This is a genomic window from Mesorhizobium sp. M0119, from assembly GCF_040322615.1.
Lineage (GTDB): Bacteria > Pseudomonadota > Alphaproteobacteria > Rhizobiales > Rhizobiaceae > Mesorhizobium.
In genome coordinates, this window is sequence record NZ_JAMYTU010000002.1 from 17885 (window position 1) to 39465 (window position 21581).

17 protein-coding genes and 1 pseudogene are annotated in these 21581 nt (G+C 63.5%); 12 read left to right on the forward strand and 6 right to left on the reverse strand.

Going from position 1 to position 21581, the window contains the following annotated elements; all coding sequences use genetic code 11:
- The first annotated feature begins 261 nt into the window (after positions 1-261).
- The 4 genes from ilvD to NKJ40_RS02015 all read left to right on the forward strand — a co-directional run bounded on the left by ilvD (position 262) and on the right by NKJ40_RS02015 (position 5148).
- Positions 262-2106 (forward strand): dihydroxy-acid dehydratase, encoded by a 1845-nt coding sequence (ilvD, locus tag NKJ40_RS02000; RefSeq protein WP_352464314.1) that lies wholly within the window; start codon positions 262-264, stop codon positions 2104-2106.
- Between the two features lie 28 nt (positions 2107-2134).
- The gene (locus tag NKJ40_RS02005; protein ID WP_352464316.1) at positions 2135-3409 is read left to right on the forward strand and encodes an amidohydrolase family protein; all 1275 of its coding nucleotides are present in this window, start codon (positions 2135-2137) and stop codon (positions 3407-3409) included.
- 114 nt (positions 3410-3523) lie between these two features.
- Positions 3524-4444, forward strand: coding sequence for a DMT family transporter (locus tag NKJ40_RS02010; RefSeq protein ID WP_352464318.1), 921 nt, complete (start codon positions 3524-3526; stop codon positions 4442-4444).
- Positions 4445-4674: 230 nt separating this feature from the next.
- Positions 4675-5148, forward strand: coding sequence for a DUF805 domain-containing protein (locus NKJ40_RS02015; protein ID WP_352464320.1), 474 nt, complete (start codon positions 4675-4677; stop codon positions 5146-5148).
- A gap of 126 nt (positions 5149-5274) precedes the next feature.
- Here the strand turns inward: NKJ40_RS02015 and NKJ40_RS02020 are convergent, their stop codons facing one another.
- A complete protein-coding gene (locus NKJ40_RS02020; RefSeq protein WP_352464322.1) occupies positions 5275-6177 on the reverse strand; it encodes a phosphotransferase in 903 nt (300 codons plus the stop codon).
- 103 nt (positions 6178-6280) lie between these two features.
- On the opposite strand from NKJ40_RS02020, the gene NKJ40_RS02025 reads away from it, so the two are divergent.
- Positions 6281-6913: a class I SAM-dependent DNA methyltransferase gene (locus NKJ40_RS02025; protein WP_352464324.1), complete on the forward strand. Its 633-nt coding sequence runs from the start codon at positions 6281-6283 to the stop codon at positions 6911-6913.
- An 18-nt stretch (positions 6914-6931) separates the two neighbouring features.
- Here the strand turns inward: NKJ40_RS02025 and NKJ40_RS02030 are convergent, their stop codons facing one another.
- Positions 6932-9385 carry a GcvT family protein gene (locus tag NKJ40_RS02030; RefSeq protein ID WP_352464326.1) on the reverse strand — a complete coding sequence of 818 codons (2454 nt, stop codon included), beginning with the start codon at positions 9383-9385 and terminating at the stop codon, positions 6932-6934.
- Positions 9382-10266, reverse strand: coding sequence for a phosphotransferase (locus tag NKJ40_RS02035; protein WP_352464769.1), 885 nt, complete (start codon positions 10264-10266; stop codon positions 9382-9384). Before NKJ40_RS02035 ends, NKJ40_RS02030 begins: the two co-directional genes overlap by 4 nt.
- A gap of 434 nt (positions 10267-10700) precedes the next feature.
- On the opposite strand from NKJ40_RS02035, the gene NKJ40_RS02040 reads away from it, so the two are divergent.
- The 7 genes and pseudogenes from NKJ40_RS02040 (at position 10701) to NKJ40_RS02070 (ending at position 18238) form a co-directional block, all read left to right on the forward strand.
- Entirely contained in the window at positions 10701-11477 is a 777-nt protein-coding gene (locus NKJ40_RS02040) for a DeoR/GlpR family DNA-binding transcription regulator (RefSeq protein WP_352464328.1), read from the forward strand.
- A 67-nt stretch (positions 11478-11544) separates the two neighbouring features.
- The gene (locus NKJ40_RS02045) at positions 11545-12471 is read left to right on the forward strand and encodes a LysR family transcriptional regulator (protein ID WP_254816127.1); all 927 of its coding nucleotides are present in this window, start codon (positions 11545-11547) and stop codon (positions 12469-12471) included.
- Between the two features lie 201 nt (positions 12472-12672).
- Entirely contained in the window at positions 12673-13827 is a 1155-nt protein-coding gene (locus NKJ40_RS02050) for an ABC transporter substrate-binding protein (protein WP_352464330.1), read from the forward strand.
- A 188-nt stretch (positions 13828-14015) separates the two neighbouring features.
- Positions 14016-15015 (forward strand): annotated as a pseudogene (locus tag NKJ40_RS02055) (ABC transporter ATP-binding protein).
- A 14-nt stretch (positions 15016-15029) separates the two neighbouring features.
- On the forward strand, positions 15030-15980 hold the full coding sequence (locus NKJ40_RS02060) for an ABC transporter permease (RefSeq protein ID WP_352464770.1): 951 nt from the start codon (positions 15030-15032) through the stop codon (positions 15978-15980).
- Positions 15970-16785 carry an ABC transporter permease gene (locus NKJ40_RS02065; protein WP_352464332.1) on the forward strand — a complete coding sequence of 272 codons (816 nt, stop codon included), beginning with the start codon at positions 15970-15972 and terminating at the stop codon, positions 16783-16785. Before NKJ40_RS02060 ends, NKJ40_RS02065 begins: the two co-directional genes overlap by 11 nt.
- A 25-nt stretch (positions 16786-16810) precedes the next feature.
- Complete coding sequence (locus NKJ40_RS02070; RefSeq protein WP_352464334.1) at positions 16811-18238, forward strand: gamma-aminobutyraldehyde dehydrogenase; 1428 nt, start codon at positions 16811-16813, stop codon at positions 18236-18238.
- A gap of 49 nt (positions 18239-18287) precedes the next feature.
- Here the strand turns inward: NKJ40_RS02070 and nhaA are convergent, their stop codons facing one another.
- From nhaA to NKJ40_RS02085, 3 genes are all read right to left on the reverse strand, one after another.
- Positions 18288-19481 (reverse strand): Na+/H+ antiporter NhaA, encoded by a 1194-nt coding sequence (nhaA, locus tag NKJ40_RS02075; protein ID WP_352464336.1) that lies wholly within the window; start codon positions 19479-19481, stop codon positions 18288-18290.
- Positions 19482-19572: 91 nt separating this feature from the next.
- Positions 19573-20136 (reverse strand): ActR/PrrA/RegA family redox response regulator transcription factor, encoded by a 564-nt coding sequence (locus NKJ40_RS02080; RefSeq protein WP_023676342.1) that lies wholly within the window; start codon positions 20134-20136, stop codon positions 19573-19575.
- 63 nt (positions 20137-20199) lie between these two features.
- On the reverse strand, positions 20200-21525 hold the full coding sequence (locus NKJ40_RS02085) for an ActS/PrrB/RegB family redox-sensitive histidine kinase (protein WP_352464338.1): 1326 nt from the start codon (positions 21523-21525) through the stop codon (positions 20200-20202).
- Positions 21526-21581: the final 56 nt, after the last annotated feature.

Sequence of the window (21581 nt, forward strand, 5' to 3'; positions counted from 1 at the left end):
TTTGCTTTCACTCGTGAAACGGCTGGCTGGCGATTGATGCCCCTCCCTGCCGTCTGCCCAAGGACGCTCGAGCAAAACACGATCCGACAGCACTTCTGACTTTTTTACGCCTGGACTAGCTGCGTCTTTGGCTGGCCGCTCGTTCCGCTCCCTGGCGCAGCGCAAAATTGTGGCCAGACCTGAGCGTGGCGTCTATAAGGCCTGCGGCTCAATTCCGGTTTTCCGCGCCTTTGGCGCGACGCAGACAGCAAGGACAGTTCAATGCCCGCCTACCGTTCCCGCACCACCACCCATGGCCGCAACATGGCCGGCGCCCGCGGCCTGTGGCGTGCCACCGGGATGAAGGATTCGGATTTCGGCAAGCCGATCATCGCCGTGGTCAATTCCTTCACCCAGTTCGTGCCCGGCCATGTCCATCTCAAGGACCTCGGCCAGCTGGTTGCCCGTGAGATCGAAAAAGCCGGCGGTGTCGCCAAGGAGTTCAACACCATCGCCGTCGATGACGGTATCGCCATGGGCCATGACGGCATGCTGTATTCGTTGCCGTCGCGCGAATTGATCGCCGACTCCGTCGAATACATGGTCAACGCGCATTGCGCCGACGCGATGGTCTGCATCTCGAATTGCGACAAGATCACGCCCGGCATGCTGATGGCGTCGCTGCGCCTCAACATCCCGACTGTCTTCGTCTCCGGCGGGCCGATGGAGGCCGGCAAGGTGGTGCTCGCCGGCAAGAGCCAGGCGCTTGATCTGGTCGACGCCATGGTGGCGGCCGCCGACGACAAGATCTCCGACGAGGACGTTAAAACCATCGAGCGCTCGGCCTGCCCGACCTGCGGCTCCTGCTCGGGCATGTTCACCGCCAATTCGATGAACTGCCTGACCGAGGCGCTCGGCCTCTCGCTGCCCGGCAACGGCTCGACGCTGGCGACGCATGCCGACCGCAAGCGCCTGTTCGTCGAGGCCGGCCACCTGATCGTCGATCTTGCCCAGCGCTATTATGAGCAGGACGACGACACCGCGCTGCCGCGCAGCATCGCCTCGAAGGGCGCCTTCGAGAACGCCATGACGCTGGACATAGCCATGGGCGGCTCGACCAACACCGTGCTGCACATCCTCGCCGCAGCACATGAGGGGGAGGTCGACTTCGACCAGGACGACATCGACGCCCTGTCGCGCAAGGTGCCGGTGCTGTGCAAGGTTGCCCCCGCCAAGGCCGATGTGCACATGGAAGACGTCCACCGCGCCGGCGGCATCATGGCGATCCTCGGCCAGCTCGACAACGCCGGGCTGATCAACCGCGACCTGCCGACGGTGCACACGCGAACGCTCGGCGAAGCGCTCGAGCATTGGGATATTTCGCGCACGACCAGCCAGAATGTCCGCGATTTCTTTCTGGCCGCACCCGGCGGCGTGCCGACGCAGGTCGCCTTCAGCCAGGACCGCCGCTGGGACGATCTCGATCTCGACCGCGAGAAAGGTGCTATCCGCTCGGCCGAACATCCTTTCTCCAGGGATGGCGGCCTTGCCGTGCTCAAAGGCAATCTGGCGCTCGACGGCTGCATCGTGAAGACGGCGGGCGTCGATGAATCGATCCTGAAATTCACCGGCCCGGCAAGAGTGTTCGAAAGCCAGGACGCCAGCGTCAAGGCGATCCTGTCGAACGGGATCAAGGCCGGCGATGTCGTCGTCATCCGCTATGAAGGGCCGCGCGGCGGCCCCGGCATGCAGGAAATGCTCTACCCGACCAGCTATTTGAAGTCGAAAGGTCTCGGCAAGGCCTGCGCGCTGATCACCGACGGGCGTTTTTCCGGCGGCACCTCCGGCCTGTCGATCGGCCATGTCTCGCCGGAAGCGGCGGAAGGCGGGCTGATCGGGCTGGTCAGGGAAGGCGATACCATCGAGATCGATATCCCCAACCGCACCATCCGGCTAGCCGTCGACGACGCGGAGCTCGCCGCCCGCCGCGCGGCGATGGAGGCCAAGGGAACGGCTGCCTGGAAGCCGGAGGAAAAGCGCAAGCGCAAGGTGACGACGGCCTTGCGCGCCTATGCGGCGATGGCGACAAGTGCTGCCAAGGGTGCGGTGCGGTACGTGCCGGAATAAGCATCATTCTTCAACGAGGTGGCGATAGATGGATTTCGACCTTGTGGTGCACGGCGGGACGCTGCCCGACGGCAGGATCGCCGATATCGGCATCGTCGGCGAAACGATCGCAGCGATAGAGCCCGAGCTGAACGTCAGCGCCGGCACGGCGATCGATGCCCATGGCAATCTGGTCTCGCCGCCTTTCGTCGATCCGCATTTCCATATGGACGCCACGCTTTCGCTCGGCATTCCGCGCATCAATGTCTCGGGCACGCTGCTGGAAGGCATCTCGCTGTGGGGCGAGCTGAAGCCGCTTCTGACCCACGAGGCGGTGCGCGACCGCGCGCTTACCTATTGCGACTGGGCGGTGTCGATGGGCCTGCTCGCCATCCGTACCCATGTCGATGTCTGCGACGACCGCCTGCTGGCGGTCGAAGCGCTGCTCGACGTGAAAAAGACCGTTGCCCCCTATATCGACCTGCAGCTGGTCGCCTTCCCGCAGGACGGGCTCTATCGCTCGCCGACAGCGCACCAGAACACAGTCCGCGCGCTCGACCTGGGCGTCGATGTCGTCGGCGGCATCCCGCATTTCGAACGCACCATGGCCGACGGCACGCGCTCCGTCACCGAGCTCTGCGAGATCGCGGCCGAGCGCGGCCTGATGGTCGACCTGCATTGCGACGAGACTGACGATCCGCTGTCGCGCCACATCGAGCAGCTTGCCTATGAGACGCAACGCCTGGGATTGCAGGGCAGAGTGGCCGGCTCGCACCTGACCTCGATGCATTCGATGGATAATTACTACGTCTCGAAGCTGTTGCCGCTGATTGCCGAGGCCGGCGTTTCGGCGATCCCAAATCCGCTGATCAACATCATGTTGCAGGGCCGCCACGACACCTTTCCCAAGCGCCGCGGCTTGACCCGCGTCAAGGAGATGCTGGCGCACGGGATCCGCGTCGGCTGGGGCCAGGATTGCGTGCTCGACCCCTGGTATTCGCTGGGCACCGCCGACATGCTCGACGTCGCCTTCATGGGCCTGCATGTCGCGCAGATGTCGAGCCCGGCCGAGATGGCGCGCTGTTTCGACATGGTCACCAACGTCAATGCCGCCATCATGGGCCTCGACCACCTTGGCCTTGCCGTCGGCAAGCGCGCCAGCCTGGTCGTTCTCGATGCCGGCAATCCGGTCGAGGCGCTGCGCCTGCGCCCCGAGCGTCTCTGCGTCATTGCCAGGGGCAAGGTGGTGGCCGAACGCAGCCGGCAGGACACCCGGCTTTCGATCGCCGGAAGGCCGGGCACCGTGAACCGGCGCCACGCTTAGACCAGCCGATTTCCGGCGCTGGTCTTACCGAATTCTCGATTTCTGCCTCGTCACGGCCGCTGCTAGCGACTACGACGCGGGTCACCGTACCCACGGCGAGGAACCGGTAACGGAATGGCGCAGCCCGCAGCCCAGAACTCAACTATCAGGAACGTGCTGCTGGCCGGTATCCTGCTGATGCTCGCCGGCGATTTCCTGTTTGCGCTGAACGACGCTATGGGCAAGTGGCTGGTCGCCAGTTTTTCCGTCGGCCAGGTCGTGCTGATCCGCTCGATCGGCGCGTTTTTCATACTCGGGCCGATGATTGCTCATCAGGGTGCGGCCAAGCTGTTTCGCATGGAGCGGCCGGAGCTGCAGCTGCTGCGCGTGGTGATGACGACGCTCGACACGGCGCTGTTCTACGCGGCGGTCGTCTATCTGCCGCTCGCCGACGTGATGAGCTTTTACATGGCCGGGCCGATCTATGTGGCGGCGCTGTCGCACTTCCTGCTCGGCGAAAGGGTCGGCTGGCGCCGCTGGGCGGCTATCCTGGTCGGTTTCTGCGGCGTGCTGATCATGCTGAAGCCGTCTTCGGCCGCGTTCTCGCTGTCGTCGATGTTCGCGCTCGCCGGGAGCATTTCATTCGCCTTCGCCATCATCCTCAATCGGCGGCTGCGCGGCACCAGCGACACTTCGCTTGTCACCTGGCAAACCATCGGCACCCTGCTGATCGGCGCGGCGCTGACCATCGGCAGTTGGGAGACGCCGTCCTTGCTCGATTTCGGCGCCATGCTGCTTCTCGGCATCGTCTCCTGCGGCGCGCATCTGATGATCACCAGGGCATTGAAGCTGGCGCCGGCCTCGACCTTGGCGCCGCTGCATTACAGCCTGCTGTTGTGGGCAGTGGTCTTCGGCCTCGCCTTCTTCGGCGATGTGCCTGGGCCGCGCATCCTGATCGGCTCGGCCATCGTCGTGCTGGCCGGCCTGTTCATCTTCCACCGCCAGAAGGTGGTCGACACCGTGCCGCCAGAAAATGTGCCGAAGGGTGTGAACTGAAGCAACAAAGCGTAAAGCGCGTCGCATGGTACCGTTTTGAAGCGAAGCGTTTTAACATCTGTTGATTATATGATTATCGCTCGGAATTACTGGAGTGTTCAGCCAAAAGTTCGGTATTTACATCGATATTTTGCGGTGTAAATTTCCTGTCGGGCGCAATCCTGGATTGATTCTTGGCGGGGATAGGCCGAAGACTAATATCTTCGGGGAAACTGTGATTGGGGGGAATAATGGGTAGTTTCTCTATATGGCACTGGCTGATAGTTTTGGTCTTAATCGGCCTGCCATTGGTATTTGTTTTAAGACCAGCGCCAGCTGGCTCCAATCGCTTCGGAGACATACCGCCTCCGATGAATTTTACGGAAGCTATTTCAAGCTTTTTCGGAAATTATGTGACTTTTTCGGGCAGAGCCAGCCGCTCGGAGTTCTGGTATTCCTACCTTTTCATTTTCATTGTCTCTGTCGTTGCGGTGATAGCTGATGCTGTTGTGAATAATGAAATTATCTCATCTCTTTGGAATCTTGCCGTCCTTCTGCCGACACTTGCCATGACCACTCGCCGACTGCATGACATCAACAGAAGCGGTTGGCATCAGCTCCTTGCGGGATTATTCCCCATCGGCACCATCGCGCTGATCGTCTGGTACTGCAAAAAGTCTGACGATACGTTGACGATGAGTGAAATAGAGCGGGTTTTCCAATAGAGGCTGACGTCCAGCGCTTTGCTCCAAGTCATGTCGCCTGACCTGCTCAATCATAATGCGCTTTTAGAGCATTCAAGCCTTTTACTGGATCGCTGGAGCTCTGGACCGCTCTCATAGGGAATTGCTCTAGCCCGCATGCACCGCCGCCAGATGCCTTGAAAACTCCGGCGTCTCCATCAGCGTCTTGCAGCGCGCAAACCGGCCGTCGGCATAGGCGCGAAAGTCGTCGACCGGATTTTTGTTGGCAAGCTGGATCAAGCCCCACAGCGTCCACAACAGGTCGCACATCGCCTTGTAGATGACGATGCGGCCGCGCTCCGCCGGTGTCGGCTCGCCGCCAAAATAGGCCAGCATCATTTCCTCCTCCTGCGCGGCGTCGAATTGCCCTTCGACGCTGAGGTCGCCGAGATCCCAGAGCGGATCATTCATGCCGGAATATTCCCAGTCAACGATCCACATCCTGTCGCCCGTGTCGAGAAAGTTTTCGCATAGCGGGTCGCAGTGGCAGGCGACGAGCGGCAAAGGATGAGCGGCAAGTGCCGAGCGCACTGCCTCCGCCTCGCGGACCACATCGTGATAGCCGGAAGGCAGAGCGACATCCTTGGTCGACAGCACCTGCAGATAGTCGTCGATCATCGCAAACAGCTCGAAGCGGAAGGGGAACACCGCGCCGGATGTGTGCAGCTTGCGAAAGGCCTTGCCGGCGCGTGCCGGGCTGCCCGGTCGGGTCTTGAACTTTTCCGGCGACATCGTCTCGGCACCGGCAACGAAGCGGGTCACCAACACGCCGGTCTCGGCATCGACATGCAGCACATCCGGACTGACGCCGGCTTTTGCCGCCTGCCGCGCCGCCACTGCCTCGTTGGCGCGGTTGATATATTCCTCGGTGCCCTTGCCGGGGATGCGCAGGCAGAAATCTTTCCCCCTGAAGACGAGGTTGGTGAGACCGCCGAGCCGTTCCAGCGGGCCGTCATAGCCGGCCAGCATCGGAATGGCCGCAAGTGCGGCGCGTGCCTGGTCATCCGCCATGGCTTTCGCTCCTTTCCCCGTGTTATTGCGACGATGACGGTTCCACAGTTTTCGCCGTTTGGCTATGATCGCGTTGCAGATCGATACCAGGCGACGGAAAGCGATGACGGACAGCAAACAGCAGAGCGCGCTCGCCGCAGCCTATGCGGCGAAGCGACCGGAAGACGTCGCGGCGCTCTACGACAGCTGGGCCGGCACTTATGACGCCGACATGTCGGCGGCCGGCTATCGCCATCCCACCCTCTGCCTTGCCTTGCTGGCCCGCCATCTGCCGCGCGGCGCCGCACCTCTGCTCGATGCCGGGGCAGGCACCGGGCTCATCGGCGAATGGCTTGCCATCACCGGTTATCCGCAGGTCGAAGCGCTCGACATTTCGGAAGGCATGCTGGCGCAAGCCTCGCGCAAGGGCGTCTATTCTGCGCTGCACTGCCTGGCGCTTGGCGGACCGCTGCCCTTCGTGGACGATGCCTATGCTGGGATCATCTCCGCCGGCGTCTTCACGTCGGGCCATGTCGGAGCCGAGGGGCTGGACGAGCTGATCCGCGTCTGCCGTCCGGGCGGGGTGATCGTGCTGACGGTGAAGAATACGCTGTGGGATGCCGGGTTTGCCGCCCGGATCGCCGAGCTCGAGGCGCAAGGCACCGTCACGCGCGCCGAAGAGACGCCGCCCTATGTTTCGATGCCAGGCGAGGCCGATACCGTGCCGAGCCGGGGGCTGGTGCTCATCGTGAACTGAGGCTGAAACCGGAAGGCTCTAGGCCTTCACCTTTGCCCCCGTCGGATCGTAAAGCGGCTCGAGATGGATCTTAGCCGGCGTCCGTTCCATTGCCACCACGAGCTCGTAGTTGCCGGAAGTGAGGAAATCATCGTTGACGCCATCGGCATTGCGCACATAGCCGTAGCCGATGTTCTTGCCGATGGTGTAGCCATAGCCGCCGCTGGTGAGATAACCGACGGCGTCGCCGTTGCGCAGGATGGTCTCGCGCCCGAGCAGCACGACATCCGGATCGTCGACAGTGAAGCCGGCAAAGCGTTTCCTGAGCGTCGAGCCATCGAGCTTTTCAAGCGCCCGCCGGCCGAGGAAATCGGTGTTCTTCCTGAGCTTCACCGCCCAGCCGAGGCCGGCCTCCTGCGGCGTGTCGTTGGGTGTGATGTCGGCGCCCCAGGCGCGGTAGCCTTTTTCCAGCCGCAGCGATTCCAGCGCCCGGTAGCCGACCGGGCGGATGTCGTGGACGGCGCCCGCCGCCATCAGTGCATCGAAAACCTCGCCCGTTGCCGCGATCGGCGCATGCAGTTCCCAGCCGAGCTCGCCGACATAGGTGACGCGCAGCGGCCGAACCGGGTGGCCGGCAATGGCGATCTCGCGAACATGGCCAAACGGAAAGGCGGCGTTCGAGACGTCGGCATCGGTCACCGCTGACAGCACGTCACGGGCGCGCGGCCCCATCAGCGACAATGTGCCGAAATCCTCGGTGACGTCGGTCAGCGTCACGTCGAACTCCCTGCCGATATGATCGGCAATCCAGGAGAAATCATGCGTGCGGAAACCGGTGCCGGTGACGATGTAGAATTTCTCCTCGCCGAGCCTCGCCACGGTCAAATCGGCCTCGATGCCGCCGCGCGTGTTGAGGAGCTGCGTGTAGGTCAGCCGGCCGACCGGCCTGGCGACATCGTTGGCGCAGATCCAGTCCAGCGCCTTCAGCGCGTCGGCTCCGGTCATTTCGTATTTGGCGAACGACGACTGGTCGAAAATGCCGATCTTTTCGCGCACGTGGCGGTGCTCGTCGCCAACCGCCGAGAACCAGTTCTGCCGGCCCATCGAATAGACGTCCTTCGGCTCGATGCCTTCCGGCGCGAACCAGTTAGGCCGCTCCCAGCCAAGTTTCGAGCCGAACACGGCGCGATGTTTTTGCAGCCGCTCGTACAAAGGCGAGACGATGCGCGGCCGGCCGCTGACATATTCCTCATGCGGGAAGCCGATCGCGTAGTGCTTGCCGTAGGCTTCCAACGTGCGGTCGCCGACCCATTGCCGGTCGCGGTGCAGATCGGAGAAGCGGCGGATGTCGACCACCCACAAATCGAGCGGCGCCTCGCCGTCGACGACCCATTGCGCCAGCACCCAGCCGGCGCCGCCGCCGGACGCGATGCCGAAGGCATTGAAGCCGGCGCCAACGAACATATTGGCGCATTCCGGCGCCACGCCGAGGATGAAATTGCCGTCCGGCGTAAAGCTCTCCGGGCCGTTGATCATCTGCTTGACGCCGGCATTGGCGAGCGCCGGGACACGCTCGATCGCCTGGCTCATATGCTGCTCGAAATGATCGTAATCATCGTCGAACAGCCGGAACTCCCAATCCTCCGGCACATCGCCGCCAGGCAGACCGGTCGTCCAGGCCTGCGGGTTCGGCTCGTAGCCGCCCATCACCAGCCCGCCGACCTCCTCCTTGAAATAGGTGCGGCGATCGGGATCGCGAATCGTCGGCGCGTCGGTCGCCAAGCCGTCGATCCTCTCGGTGATGATGTACTGGTGCTTCACCGGCTGCAGCGGCACGTTGATGCCAGCCAGCGCACCCATCTGCCGCGCCCATTGCCCGGCGCAGTTCACCACCTTGTCGCAGGCGATATCGCCCTTGCTGGTCTTCACCGCGGTGATGCGGCCGTCTCTCATTTCGAAGCCGGTGACCCGCACCTCCTCGAACAATTTTGCGCCGTGCATGCGCGCGCCCTTGGCCAGCGACTGGGTGATGTCGGAAGGGCTTGCCTGACCGTCGGTCGGCAGCCAGGACGCGCCAACGAGGTCGCCGGTTGCCAGCAGCGGCCACATTTCCTTGACCTCGGCCGGCGACAGCAAATGCATATCCATGCCGAAGCTCTTTGCCGTCGTTGCCAGCCGCTTATACTCGGTCCAGCGGTCGGCATTGGTGGCGAGGCGCAGGCAGCCGGTCATCTTCCAGCCGGTGGCGAGGCCGGTTTCGGCTTCCAGCCCCTTATAAAGATCGACCGAATATTTGAGCACCCGCGTAATCGACGCCGACGAGCGCAACTGGCCGACCAGCCCGGCAGCATGCCACGTCGAGCCCGAGGTCAGTTTGCCCTGCTCGAGCAGCACGACATCGGCCTTATGGTCGCGCGCCAGATGATAGGCCGTCGAACAGCCGATGATGCCACCGCCGATGACGACGATCTCGGCCTGGGCGGGCAGGGTCATGTCCGCGTCCCGTATTTTGTCCTGTAGTTCTCCAGGGCGGTTTCGAGCCGCGCCAGGTTTTCGTCGGCGTAGGCGGCGTAGTCGATGCCGGGCGCGTCGAGGTAGAGCTCGGAAACCATGCCCCACATCGCCTCGCGCAGCAGCGACGCGCATTGCATGGCGGCGTGCGAGCGCCGTATTGCCGGGTCCGGCTCCTTCATGAAATAGGCGGTCAGAAAGGCGAAGGATTCCTCGTCGCTCATGCCGGCATTCGACGCCGCGCCGGCAAGGTCGAACATCGCGGTGTTGAAGCCGGCATATTCGAAATCGATGAGCCAAAGCCTGTGACCGTCGTCGATTATATTAGCCGGCAAAAGGTCGTTGTGGCCGAAGACGATCGGCAGCAGTTTTTGCGCGCGCTCGAGCTCGTCCGCCAGCGTCAACAGGCGCGGCAGTTCGCCCAGCTTGCGGCTGCCGCCTTCCTCCAGCGTGCGCGCATAGTCGCGAATGACATGGAATACCCAGAACATGAAGCCGGCGCCGGAGACATGACCGGGCATTTCCCGGTGGAAGCCGCGCAGCAACGCGGCAACGCGGCCGAGATCGGCGCGCACGTCCTGTGCGACATAGGCCTTGGCGCCGAGATACTCCGTCACCATGACGCCGGGTCCGGTGTAGTGGACGGCCGGAGCGAAGCCTGCCGCGTGCGCTGCTCGCGCGGTCATCATCTCGCGCTCGCGAAAGACATGGTGGAACGGATAATCCTGGCCGATCCGCACGACGTGCCGCCCGACCGCGTCCTTGACCAGATAATTGGCATTGCTCAACCCGCCCGGCAGCGGCGCAATGTCGATGCTGCCGGTCCAGCAAGGCAGCGCGCGGATGCGGTCTTCGACAGTCACGATCTCGTCCAACATTGGGTCAATTTTCCACGCATGTCACGGCTGGCCAGCTATGACAATCGGACGGAGGAATGGAGGCAACGCGAAGATCTCGTCGGTGCAGATCTCGGGATCGGTATCCCGCACCGCACCGACGAGCCCCTTTGTGCCGGGTTCTTCGACGCCGGCATCCGCCCCCGCGGATCCTGAATTTCGGCACCCTTGCACCCGACAGTTTCCCGGGCGTTCGGGCAGGCGATTTTTCGTGCGGCTCAGCCCCGTCCTCCGTTCCGAGCCTGTCACAGCGATAATGTCGCGCCACGCTGGAGACGTTGTCAACGCGAAATTGTGGTGTTTTCTGGTTTTTCGCCCGAATTTTGCTAAATTCCTTGGAATTAGTGGCTATTATGCCGTAGAAACGGTCAGTAGTGCAACAATCCGACCGGATGGAACCGATGGTCCACTCGAAGCGGCACGGCGAAATCCTGCGCCTCCTCAAGGAGGAAGGCACTGTCACCATTGCCAGCCTGGCCGACCGGCTGGGCGTCTCGCTGGAGACGGTACGCCGCGACGTCAAGCCACTGACCAGCGACGGTTCGATCCTCAAGATGCACGGCGCCGTCGGCCTGCCGTCGATGGCCGGCGAAGCGCCGTTCGAGCGGCGCATGCGCGAGAACGCCGATGCCAAGCGGGCAATAGCGCGCATGGTCGCCGCCACCATCCGCGACGGCGAGTCCATCATGCTCGACACCGGCACTACCACCTCTTTCCTGGCCCGGGAACTGCTCGGCCACCGGCGGCTGACGGTCGTCACCAACTCCTCCGACATCGCCCGCACACTGGCCACCGTCAACGGCAACAAGGTCTATATGACCGGCGGCGAGCTGCGCAGCGATTCCGGTGCTGCCTTCGGCGTCTCGGCCATCGAATTTGTCAGCCGCTTTTCCGTCAGCCATGCGGTGATATCGACCGGTGCGGTCGATGCCGTCACCGGCGTCATGGACTATGACTTGGAAGAGGCCGAGTTCGCCCGCATGGTGCTGTCGCGCGGCCAGCGTTCGCTTGTCGTCACCGACCACAGCAAATTCGGCCGCCAGGGTCTGGTTCAGGTCTGCGGATTCGACGGCTTTTCCGAACTCGCCACCGACCGGCCGCCGCCGCACGACATCGCCGCTGCCCTTGCCCAGGCCGGCGCGCGGCTCAGCATTGCCGATGGCGGGAGCGGGGGCTGAGCTCTATCGGGAGATCGGCACCAGCATTCCACTTCCCAGCGCCGCCTCTGCCGTGTTTAGTCCAGCCATGGCTTTCACCATCCGCCAATTGCAGTTCTTCATCGCCGTCGCCGAGCAAGGCACAGTGTCGGGCGCCGCCCAGAACCTGTCGATCTCGCAATCTTCGGTCACCGAAGCGATCAAGGAGTTGGAGCACGATCTCGGCGTCGAGCTGTTCGAACGCCACCCGCGCGGCTTGAACATCACCCACAAGGGTCACCAGTTCCTCCGCCATGCGAGAAAGATCCTGGCCGACGTTTCCGATGCGCGCCGCGCCTTCTTCGGCGAACGGATCGCGGCAAGCGGGCGGCTGCAACTTGGCGTCACTTCGCTGGTCGCCGGCTATGTGCTGTCCGATCTTCTTGCCCGCTATCGCCGCGCCTATCCGGGTGTCGAAGTCTCGGCGATCGAGGACAATGGCGACTATCTCGAGCACCTGTTGATCGGCGGCAAGCTCGACATTGCCGTCATGGTCACCTCGAACCTGCGCGACCGCACGGCACTGCAGTCCGAAATCCTCGAAGTCTCGGCCTACCGGCTGTGGCTGCCGCTCGGACACCCCTTGGCCGGCGCCGACATCATCGGCATCGGCGACATCGCCTCGGAACCGCTGATCATGCTGACCGTCGACGAGATCGAGGAGAATACCGGAAAGCTGCTGACGGCGATCGGCGCCAAGCCGCACGTCGCCTTCCGCACCCGCTCGGTCGAAGCGGTGCGCAGCCTCGTCGCTACCGGCGCCGGCGTGGCGCTGCTGCCCGACCTTGTCTACCGGCCATGGTCGCTGGAAGGCGACCGCATCGAATCGCGCGATATTTCGGGGTCGTTGCCGGTCGTCCAGGTCGGCATGGTCTGGCGGCGCGGCTCCGGCCTGCCGCAGGCAGCGCGCGACTTCATCGGACTTGCCCAGTCGCAGCGCATGGTGCGCCAACGGCCCGAGAAGATCGGCCGCTGATGTATCGGAAAAACCGATATCGGCTTTCTGATAAATGAATTTGCGAAACCGGAAATTTCGCAGCACTTTTCGGTCAGGGAACAAAGCTGCCGCCGGAGCACGGCCCTTCAGAGCCGCGCATCCAACGTTTTGAACGGGCGCATGATCTTCTTCCGAAAACCGAAACCGGTTTCGAGGTCATGCAAAAATGGGAGATCGACGATGAATTCATTGCTGAAATCATGCACTGCCTTGACGGTCGCGCTGACCTTCTCCGGCCAGGCCATCGCCCAGGTCAAGGAGCTCGGCAAGGGCGAAGGCGAGGTCAATATCGTCGCCTGGCCGGGCTATATCGAGCGCGGCGAAACCGACAAGGGCTATGATTGGGTCACTTCGTTCGAAATGGAAACCGGCTGCAAGGTCAACGTCAAGACCGCCAACACCTCCGACGAGATGGTCTCGTTGATGAACGAAGGCGGCTTCGACCTGGTCACCGCCTCGGGCGATGCCTCGCTGCGCCTGGTTGCCGGCAAGCGCGTCCAGCCGATCAACACCGACCTCATACCGAGCTGGAAGACGGTCGACGACCGGCTGAAGGATGCGCCCTGGTTCACCGTCGGCGGTGTCCATTACGGCGTCCCCTATCAGTGGGGGCCGAACGTGCTGATGTACAACACCGAAGTGTTCAAGGAGGCACCGAAGAGCTGGAACATCGTGTTCGAGGAAATTAAGCTGCCCGACGGCAAGTCGAACAAGGGCCGCGTCCAGGCCTATGACGGGCCGATCCACATCGCCGACGCCGCCAATTACCTGATGGCCCACAAGCCGGAGCTCGGCATCAAGGATCCGTACGAACTGACCGAGGACCAGTACAAGGCCGCGCTCGACCTGCTGCGCGTCCAGCGTACGCTTGTCGGACGCTATTGGCATGACGCCGCCATACAGGTCGACGATTTCCAGAACGAAGGCGTCGTCGCCTCCGGTTCTTGGCCCTACCAGGTCAACACGCTGATCGCGGCCAAGAAGCCGGTCGCCTCGACCATCCCCGAGGAGGGCGTCACCGGCTGGGCCGACACCACGATGATGGAGGCCGATGCGGCCCACCCGAACTGCGCCTACATGTGGATTGAGCATTCGCTGTCGCCGAAAGTGCAGGGCGACGTCTCCGCCTGGTTCGGCTCGCTGCCGGTGGTGCCTGCCGCCTGCAAGGGCAACGAACTGCTCGGCGAAGAGGGCTGCAAGACCAACGGCTACGACAATTTCGACAAGATCAAGTTCTGGAAGACGCCGGTCTCGAAATGCGCCACCCAGAACGATCAGTGCGTGCCCTATTACCGCTGGGTGTCGGACTATATCGGCGTCATCGGCGGGCGGTGAGTTCGCCTCACCTACGAAGCTCGGCGCTGCCCCTCACCCTTACCCTCTCCCCGTGAAGAACGGGGGGTCGCCAGCGTTGGAGCGCCTCCCTTCTCCCCGTCCACTATACGGGGAGAAGGTGCCGGCAGGCGGATGAGGGGCGGCGCAACCGCCTGAAATTTAATGAGCCTGACAGATCAGGACAGCCCATGACCTCCGCCGTTTCCTTCCAAAAAGTCTCCCGCCATTTCGGCAGCGTGCGTGCCGTCGACGCGGTCGATCTCGACATCGTGCCGGGCGAGTTCTTCGCCATGCTCGGGCCTTCCGGCTCGGGCAAGACGACGTGCCTGCGCCTCATCGCCGGCTTCGAGCAGCCGGCGGCTGGGTCGATCTCGATCTTCGGCGAACGCGCCGAGGGCGTGCCGCCCTATCGCCGCAACGTCAACACCGTGTTCCAGGATTATGCGCTGTTCCCGCATCTCAACGTGCTCGACAACGTCGCCTATGGGCTGATGGTCAAGGGCGTCGGCAGACCGGAGCGGCAAAAGGCGGCGGAAGAGGCGCTGGCGCTGGTGCGGCTTCCCGGCTACGGCGCGCGTCGCCCCGGCCAGCTCTCCGGCGGTCAGCGCCAACGCGTCGCGCTTGCCCGCGCGCTGGTTCAACCAGCCCAAGGTGCTGTTGCTCGACGAGCCGCTCGGCGCGCTTGACCTCAAGCTGCGCGAAAACATGCAGGAGGAGTTGAAATCGCTGCAGAAGGCGCTCGGCATCACCTTCGTGTTCGTCACCCACGACCAGGGCGAAGCGCTGTCGATGGCCGACCGCGTCGCCGTCTTCAATGACGGCAAGATCATGCAGATCGGCACGCCGGAAGACATCTACCAGCGCCCCAAGACCCGCTTCGTCGCCGATTTCGTCGGCTCGTCCAACGTGCTACCGCCGGATTTCGTCCAGCGCTATGCCGGCCAGCATCGCTGGGGCAGCCTGCGGCCCGAATCCATCCGCATCGGTCGTGCCGCCAAAGGCGACGGCGTTGCCGCTCGTCTTGTCTCGACCAACTATCTCGGCGCCACGACAAGACTGACGCTCGATGCAGAGGGCTTGCAGCTACATGCCATCGTGCCGGCGGGTGCTGCCTTGCCCCGGGAAGGCGAGGCGGTGGTGCTCACCTTCAACCGCGAGCATTTGCATTTGATGGACGATCTGGGATGAGCCTTGACGCTGCCATGCCGCGGGCCACGGCCCCCGCCATCCTGCCGGGCAGCGGCGGCGTACGCGGCGCGCTCTCCGACATCTTCTGGCGCCGGCCCCAACTGCTGCTTCTGCTCATGCTGCTGCCGCCGGTTCTGTGGCTCGGCATCGTCTATATCGGCTCGCTCTTCGCGCTGCTTTTGCAGAGTTTCTTTTCGATTGACGAGTTCTCCGGCCTCATCAACCGCGAGTTCACGCTGAAGACTTACGGCGACCTGCTGCAGGCCGCCAATCTCGACATCATCCTGCGCACGGTGACGATGGCGGCGCTGGTGACGCTCGCGTCGGCGGTCATCGCCTTTCCCATAGCCTATTACGCGGCGCGCTATGCGCGCGGCCGTTGGAAGGCGTTGTTTTATCTCGGCGTAATGCTGCCGCTGTGGTCGAGCTACCTGGTCAAGATCTATGCCTGGAAGCTGATCCTCGCCAAGGAAGGCATCCTGACCTGGCTGCTGGCCAAATTGCATCTTCTGTGGCTGCTCGATGCCTGGCTATCGCTGCCGATCGTCGGTGGCAACTCGCTGTCGGTCTCCTCAACCGGCACCTTCATCGTCTTCGTCTATGTCTGGCTGCCGTTCATGATCCTGCCGGTGCAGGCCGCACTTGAGCGCGTGCCGGGCAATTTGGTCGAGGCCTCGTCCGATCTCGGCGCTTCGCCCGGCCAGACCTTCCGCAACGTGCTGTTTCCGCTGGCGCTGCCCGGCATCGTCGCCGGCTCGATCTTCACCTTCTCGCTGACGCTCGGCGACTACATCATCCCGCAGATCATCGGTACCTCGCGACTGTTCATCGGCCAGGCCGTCTATTCGCAGCAAGGCACTGCCGGCAACATCCCGCTCGCCGCCGCCTTTACCGTGGTGCCCATCGTCATCATGGGTTTCTACCTCTGGGGCGCCAAGCGCATGGGGGCTTTCGATGCGCTCTGACCGTGGCCCATCCGCGCCTCTCGGCCTGAAGCTCGCCGCCACCGGCGGCCTGCTCTTCCTGCACCTGCCGATTCTGCTGATCTTCGTCTATGCTTTCACCACCGAGGAGAAGAGCTTCGTCTGGCCACCACCGGGCCTGACCACGCAATGGTTCGCCGTGACCTGGAACCGGCCGGACGTCTGGCAGGCGCTGTCGCTGTCTGTACGGGTCGCGGCGATCTCGACCGCCATCGCGCTGGTCCTCGGCACGCTCTGCGCCGCCGCCGTGTCCCGCACAAAATTCTTCGGCCGCGAAACCATCTCGCTGCTAGTGATCCTGCCGATCGCGCTACCCGGCATCATCACCGGCATTGCGCTGCGCTCGGCCTTCGCGCTGGCCGAAATCCCGTTCTCGTTCTGGACGATCGTGCTCGGCCACGCGACCTTCTGCGTGGTCGTCGTCTACAACAATGCGGTCGCCCGTTTCCGCCGCACGTCCGGCTCGATGATCGAGGCGTCGATGGACCTCGGCGCCGACGGTTTCCAGACCTTTCGGCATGTCGTGCTGCCCAACATCGCAACCGCGCTGCTGGCCGGCGGCATGCTTGCCTTTGCGCTGTCCTTCGACGAGGTCATCGTCACCACCTTCACCGCCGGCCAGCAGCAGACGGTGCCGATCTGGATGCTCGAAGAATTGATCCGTCCGCGCCAGCGTCCGGTCACCAATGTCGTGGCGATGGTCGTGGTGCTGGTGACGCTGCTTCCCATTCTCGCTGCCTATTACCTGACCCGCGACGGCGACCAGATCGCCGGTTCGGGCAAATGATCTCGTTCATAAGGGAGAGACTTCCATGGACACGCAGATGCTGATCGGCTCGAAATTCGAAAAAGGCACCGAGACCGAGGAACCGATCCTCAACCCGAAGACCGGGGCGACCATCCTCAATCTTCCCGAGGCCGGCCCGGCGCAGATCGAGGCGGCAGTGCTTGCGGCCGAAAAAGCCTTCGTCACCTGGTCCCGCACAACACCGGCGCAGCGCGCCGGCTATCTCCTGAAGATCGCCGATCGCATCGAGGCTGCTGCACAGGATTTCGCGGCGCTCGAGGCGCTGAACTGCGGCAAGCCGATCAATGCCGTGCTCAATGACGAGATCCCGGCGATCGTCGACTGCTACCGCTTCTTTGCCGGCGCGGTCCGCTCGATGCCCGGCCAGGTCGCCGGCGAATATATTCCCGGCCACACCTCGATGGTCCGCCGCGACGCTATCGGCGTTGTCGCGTCGATCGCGCCGTGGAATTATCCGCTGATGATGATGGCCTGGAAGCTGGCGCCGGCGATTGCCGGCGGCAACACCGTCGTCTTCAAGCCGTCGGAGCAGACGCCGCTGACTGCGCTGAAGCTGGCAAAAATCCTTGCCGAGATCCTGCCGGAAGGCGTCGTCAACGTCGTGCTCGGCCGCGGCGACAGCGTCGGCAACACGCTGATCAACCATCCGAGGGTCAACATGATCTCGATCACCGGCGACGTCGCCACCGGCAAGAAGGTGCTGCAGGCCGCCGCCAAATCGGTCAAGCGCACGCATCTCGAGCTCGGCGGCAAGGCGCCTGTCATCGTCTTCGATGACGCCGATCTCGGTGCGGTGGTCAACGGCCTGCGCGCCTTTGGCTATTACAACGCCGGCCAGGACTGCACCGCCGCATGCCGCATCTACGCCGGCAAGAAGATCTACGACAAGCTCGTCGCCGACCTCTCCGCTGCGGTCTCGACCATCAAGTATGATCGTCCCGACGATACCGAGAACGAGATTGGGCCGCTGATCTCGCGCCGCCAGCGCGACCGCGTCTCGAGCTTCGTCGAGCGCGCCTCGGAGCTCAAGCACATCGAGATCACCACGGGCGGCAAGCCTGGCGAGGGCTCCGGCTTCTTCTACCAGCCGACCGTCGTTGCCGGTGCGCTGCAGGAGGATGAGATCGTGCGCCGCGAAGTGTTCGGCCCGGTGGTCTCGGTCACCCGCTTTTCCGAAGTCGACGAGGCCGTGAACTGGGCCAATGACTCTGACTACGGCCTGGCGTCATCGGTGTGGACCAAGGACGTTTCGCGCGCCATGGCGACGGCGGCCCGGCTGCAATATGGCTGCACCTGGATCAACACCCATTTCATGCTGACCAACGAGATGCCGCATGGCGGACTGAAACAATCCGGCTACGGCAAGGACATGTCGCTCTACGCGCTGGAGGACTATACCGCCGTCCGCCACGTCATGGTTGCGCACGGGTAGGGTCCAGATGCGGGGGAAGGTGGCCTGAAGGCCGGAAGTGTTGGCGCGACTATTCTTCGGCCTCGTCCGTCCCGTCCGCGACCGGCGCCACCAGCAGTACGGCGGCGCCGAGGATCGCGGAGATGAAGGAGCCGGCGAGGATGCCGACCTTGACCGCGTCCTGCAGAGCGACGTCGCTGGCGAAGGCGAGCAGGCCGATGAACAGGCTCATGGTGAAGCCGATGCCGCAGAGCAGCGAAATGCCGACCATGTGCAGCCAGCCAGCATTGACCGGCAAATCGGCGAAGCCGAGCCGGATGGCGAGTGCGGAAGACCCGAACACGCCGACCAGCTTGCCGGCGACGAGACCGGCGGCGACGCCGAGCGTCAGCGGCTCGGCCAGCGCGGCAGCGCTGAGACCGCCGAGCGAGACGCCGGCGTTGGCAAAGCCGAAAATCGGGATGACGAAAAAGGCGACGATTTTGTGCAGGCCGTGTTCGAGCCGGTGCAGCGGCGAATGGTCGAGATCGTGGCCGCTGCCCGGCGATATCTTCAATGGGATGGTGAGGGCCAGCGCAACGCCGGCGAGCGTCGCATGGACGCCTGATTTGAGCACCAAAACCCACAGAACGATGCCGAGCACGATATAGGGCAGCAGCGTCAGCACCCGCATGCGGTTGAGCACCACCAGCAGCGCGATGACGGCGAAGGCGGCGCCGAGATAGGCGAGCGACAGCCCGCTGGTATAAAACACCGCGATGATGAGCACGGCGCCGAGATCGTCGATGATGGCGAGCGCGGTGAGGAATATCTTCAGCGAGCCCGGGACGCGGCTGCCGAGCAGCGACAGCACGCCGAGCGCAAAGGCGATGTCAGTGGCGGTCGGAATCGCCCAGCCGGACAGAGCGGCTGGATTGTTGCGGTTGATGGCGACGTAGACCAGTGCCGGCACTGCCATGCCGCCGGCGGCGGCGATGCCGGGCAGCACGCGGCGCGGCCAGGTCGACAGCTGGCCGTCGAGCATCTCGCGCTTGATCTCGAGGCCGACCAGCAGGAAGAACACCGCCATCAGGCCGTCATTGATCCAGTGCGAGACACTGAGCGGTCCGAGATAGGCATGGAGGGCGGAGAAATAGGCCTCGCCCAGCGGCGAATTGGCGACGATCAGGGCCAACGCCGCCGCAGCCATCAGGATGAGGCCGCCGGCCGCCTCGCTGTCGAGGAATTCGCGCAGCATCGAGACCAGCCGCTTTTCGTCCTGCATGTCGCCTCCGTCGTATCAGCGGCAAGGTCCGACACCGCCAAGCGATGATGCGCAAACAGCGCTGGCCGGGCAAGCCTGTAGTCAGAGCCTTTTAGCGCGGCGCGCGCTTGGCGAGGATGCGCTGCAGTGTGCGGCGATGCATGTTCAGGCGGCGTGCGGTTTCCGAGACGTTGCGGTCGCACATTTCGTAGACGCGCTGGATGTGCTCCCAGCGTACCCGGTCGGCCGACATCGGATTTTCGGGCGGCGCCGCGCGTTCGCCCGCCGTGCGGGTCAGGGCTGCAAAGATATCGTCGGCATCGGCCGGCTTCGACAGATAGTCGATGGCGCCGAGCTTTACCGCCGTCACCGCAGTGGCGATGTTGCCGTAGCCGGTGAGGATGATGGCGCGGGCATCGTCGCGCTTCTCGCGAATGGCGGCGACGACGTCGAGGCCGTTGCCGTCGGCCAGCCGCATGTCGACCACCGCATAGGCCGGCGGATTGGCGCGCGCCTTTGCAACCGCTTCCTCGACGCTCTCGGCCGTCTCGACCACGAAACCCCTGGTTTCCATGGCGCGGGCAAGCCTTGTCAGGAACGGCTTGTCGTCGTCGACGATCAGCAGCGAGGTGTCCTCGCCTTCGACCATTGCGCCAATCGTTTCGTCAGTACTCATCGTGCTGAAAATCCTGCTGCCTGGTTTTTACGCAAATATAGTTTCGCAACGCTATTGTCCAATTTAGGCCGTGTCGAACATGGTGGCCGAAGCCTGCTCGGGATTGAGGAAGACGCTGCGCGGCCACGATATCTGCACGATAGCGCCCTCGCCGGGCTCGCTCGAATTGCGGAAATCGAGCGTCGCGCCGGAGCGTTCGAGCAAGGTCTTGGCGATGAACAGGCCGAGGCCGAGGCCGCCGCCGGCTTCGGTGCCCTGGCGCGTCGACATATAAGGTTCGCCGATGCGGTCGATGATCTCCGGCGGAAAGCCCGGCCCGTCGTCGATGATCGAGAAGCTGATGGCGGCCTCGTTCCATTTCCAGCGTATGGTGACGTTTTTGCGGGCAAAGTCGACGGCGTTCTCGACCAGATTGCCGAGGCCGTAAATGACGCCGGGATTGCGCCGGCCCACCGGTTCCGGGCCAATGCGCTCGCCCGGCCGAAGCTTGATCGAAATGCCGAAATCGCGGTGCGGCGCCGTCACTTCCTCGACCAGCGAGGTCAGCGGCAGACGCGAGAGGTGCACCTCGCTCTCGGAGGAAAGGCTGGTCAGGCGCTTCAGGATTTCGCGGCAGCGCTCACTCTGCGAACGCAGCAGCTTCACGTCCTCGCCGTATTTCGGATCTTCGCCAAGCGCCTTCTCCATCTCCTTGGCGACAAGCGTGATGGTGGCGAGCGGCGTGCCGAGCTCGTGCGCGGCGGCCGCGGCGAGGCCGTCGAGGGCAGAGAGATGCTGTTCTCGCTGCAGCACCAGTTCCGTGGCGGCAAGCGCGTTGGCAAGCAGCCGCGCCTCCTCGGCCACCCGAAAGGCATAGATCGCGGTAAAGGCGATGGAGCAGAACACCGCCATCCATATGCCGGCGACATAGATGAACGGCATCGCCAATGGCGCGGCCTCATGCCAGGGCAGCGGCAGGTGGTAAAAGACCAGCAGCGTCGCCGCCACGATCACCAGCGCGCCGAGCATGGCGGTCAGCCGCAGCGGCAGCGACGTCGCCGAGACGACGACGGGCACGGTCATCAGCAGCGAAAACGGATTGGTGAGGCCGCCGGTCATATAGAGCAGGCCGGCAAGCTGCAGGCTGTCGAAGGTCAGGATGGCGAAGGCCGAGAACGGGGTAAGCCGATGCGCCGCCGGATAGCGGAAGGTCAGCAAAAGGTTCATCCAGGCCGAACAGGCGATCAGCGCAAAACACATGCTGACCGGTAGCGGAAATTTCAGCCCGTAAGCGACGACAAGCACGGTCAGGCTCTGGCCGACGATGGCAAGCCAGCGCAACCTGATCAGCGTGTTGAGGCGCAGCCGCTGGCTTTGCTGGAAGTCGGGTGCGTGCAGAATGTTTATCATGGCCAATGATTATAGAGGGGAAACAGCCGGAGGTCTTTTCCGAAAAACCGCCGAAG

Coding starts and splice junctions, on each gene's coding strand:
- ilvD (WP_352464314.1), top strand. CDS start 262: ATGCCCGCCTACCGTTCCCGCACCACCACCCATGGCCGCAACATGGCC.
- NKJ40_RS02005 (WP_352464316.1), top strand. CDS start 2,135: ATGGATTTCGACCTTGTGGTGCACGGCGGGACGCTGCCCGACGGCAGG.
- NKJ40_RS02010 (WP_352464318.1), top strand. CDS start 3,524: ATGGCGCAGCCCGCAGCCCAGAACTCAACTATCAGGAACGTGCTGCTG.
- NKJ40_RS02015 (WP_352464320.1), top strand. CDS start 4,675: ATGGGTAGTTTCTCTATATGGCACTGGCTGATAGTTTTGGTCTTAATC.
- NKJ40_RS02020 (WP_352464322.1), bottom strand. CDS start 6,177: ATGGCGGATGACCAGGCACGCGCCGCACTTGCGGCCATTCCGATGCTG.
- NKJ40_RS02025 (WP_352464324.1), top strand. CDS start 6,281: ATGACGGACAGCAAACAGCAGAGCGCGCTCGCCGCAGCCTATGCGGCG.
- NKJ40_RS02030 (WP_352464326.1), bottom strand. CDS start 9,385: ATGACCCTGCCCGCCCAGGCCGAGATCGTCGTCATCGGCGGTGGCATC.
- NKJ40_RS02040 (WP_352464328.1), top strand. CDS start 10,701: ATGGTCCACTCGAAGCGGCACGGCGAAATCCTGCGCCTCCTCAAGGAG.
- NKJ40_RS02045 (WP_254816127.1), top strand. CDS start 11,545: ATGGCTTTCACCATCCGCCAATTGCAGTTCTTCATCGCCGTCGCCGAG.
- NKJ40_RS02050 (WP_352464330.1), top strand. CDS start 12,673: ATGAATTCATTGCTGAAATCATGCACTGCCTTGACGGTCGCGCTGACC.
- NKJ40_RS02060 (WP_352464770.1), top strand. CDS start 15,030: ATGCCGCGGGCCACGGCCCCCGCCATCCTGCCGGGCAGCGGCGGCGTA.
- NKJ40_RS02065 (WP_352464332.1), top strand. CDS start 15,970: ATGCGCTCTGACCGTGGCCCATCCGCGCCTCTCGGCCTGAAGCTCGCC.
- NKJ40_RS02070 (WP_352464334.1), top strand. CDS start 16,811: ATGGACACGCAGATGCTGATCGGCTCGAAATTCGAAAAAGGCACCGAG.
- nhaA (WP_352464336.1), bottom strand. CDS start 19,481: ATGCAGGACGAAAAGCGGCTGGTCTCGATGCTGCGCGAATTCCTCGAC.
- NKJ40_RS02080 (WP_023676342.1), bottom strand. CDS start 20,136: ATGAGTACTGACGAAACGATTGGCGCAATGGTCGAAGGCGAGGACACC.
- NKJ40_RS02085 (WP_352464338.1), bottom strand. CDS start 21,525: ATGATAAACATTCTGCACGCACCCGACTTCCAGCAAAGCCAGCGGCTG.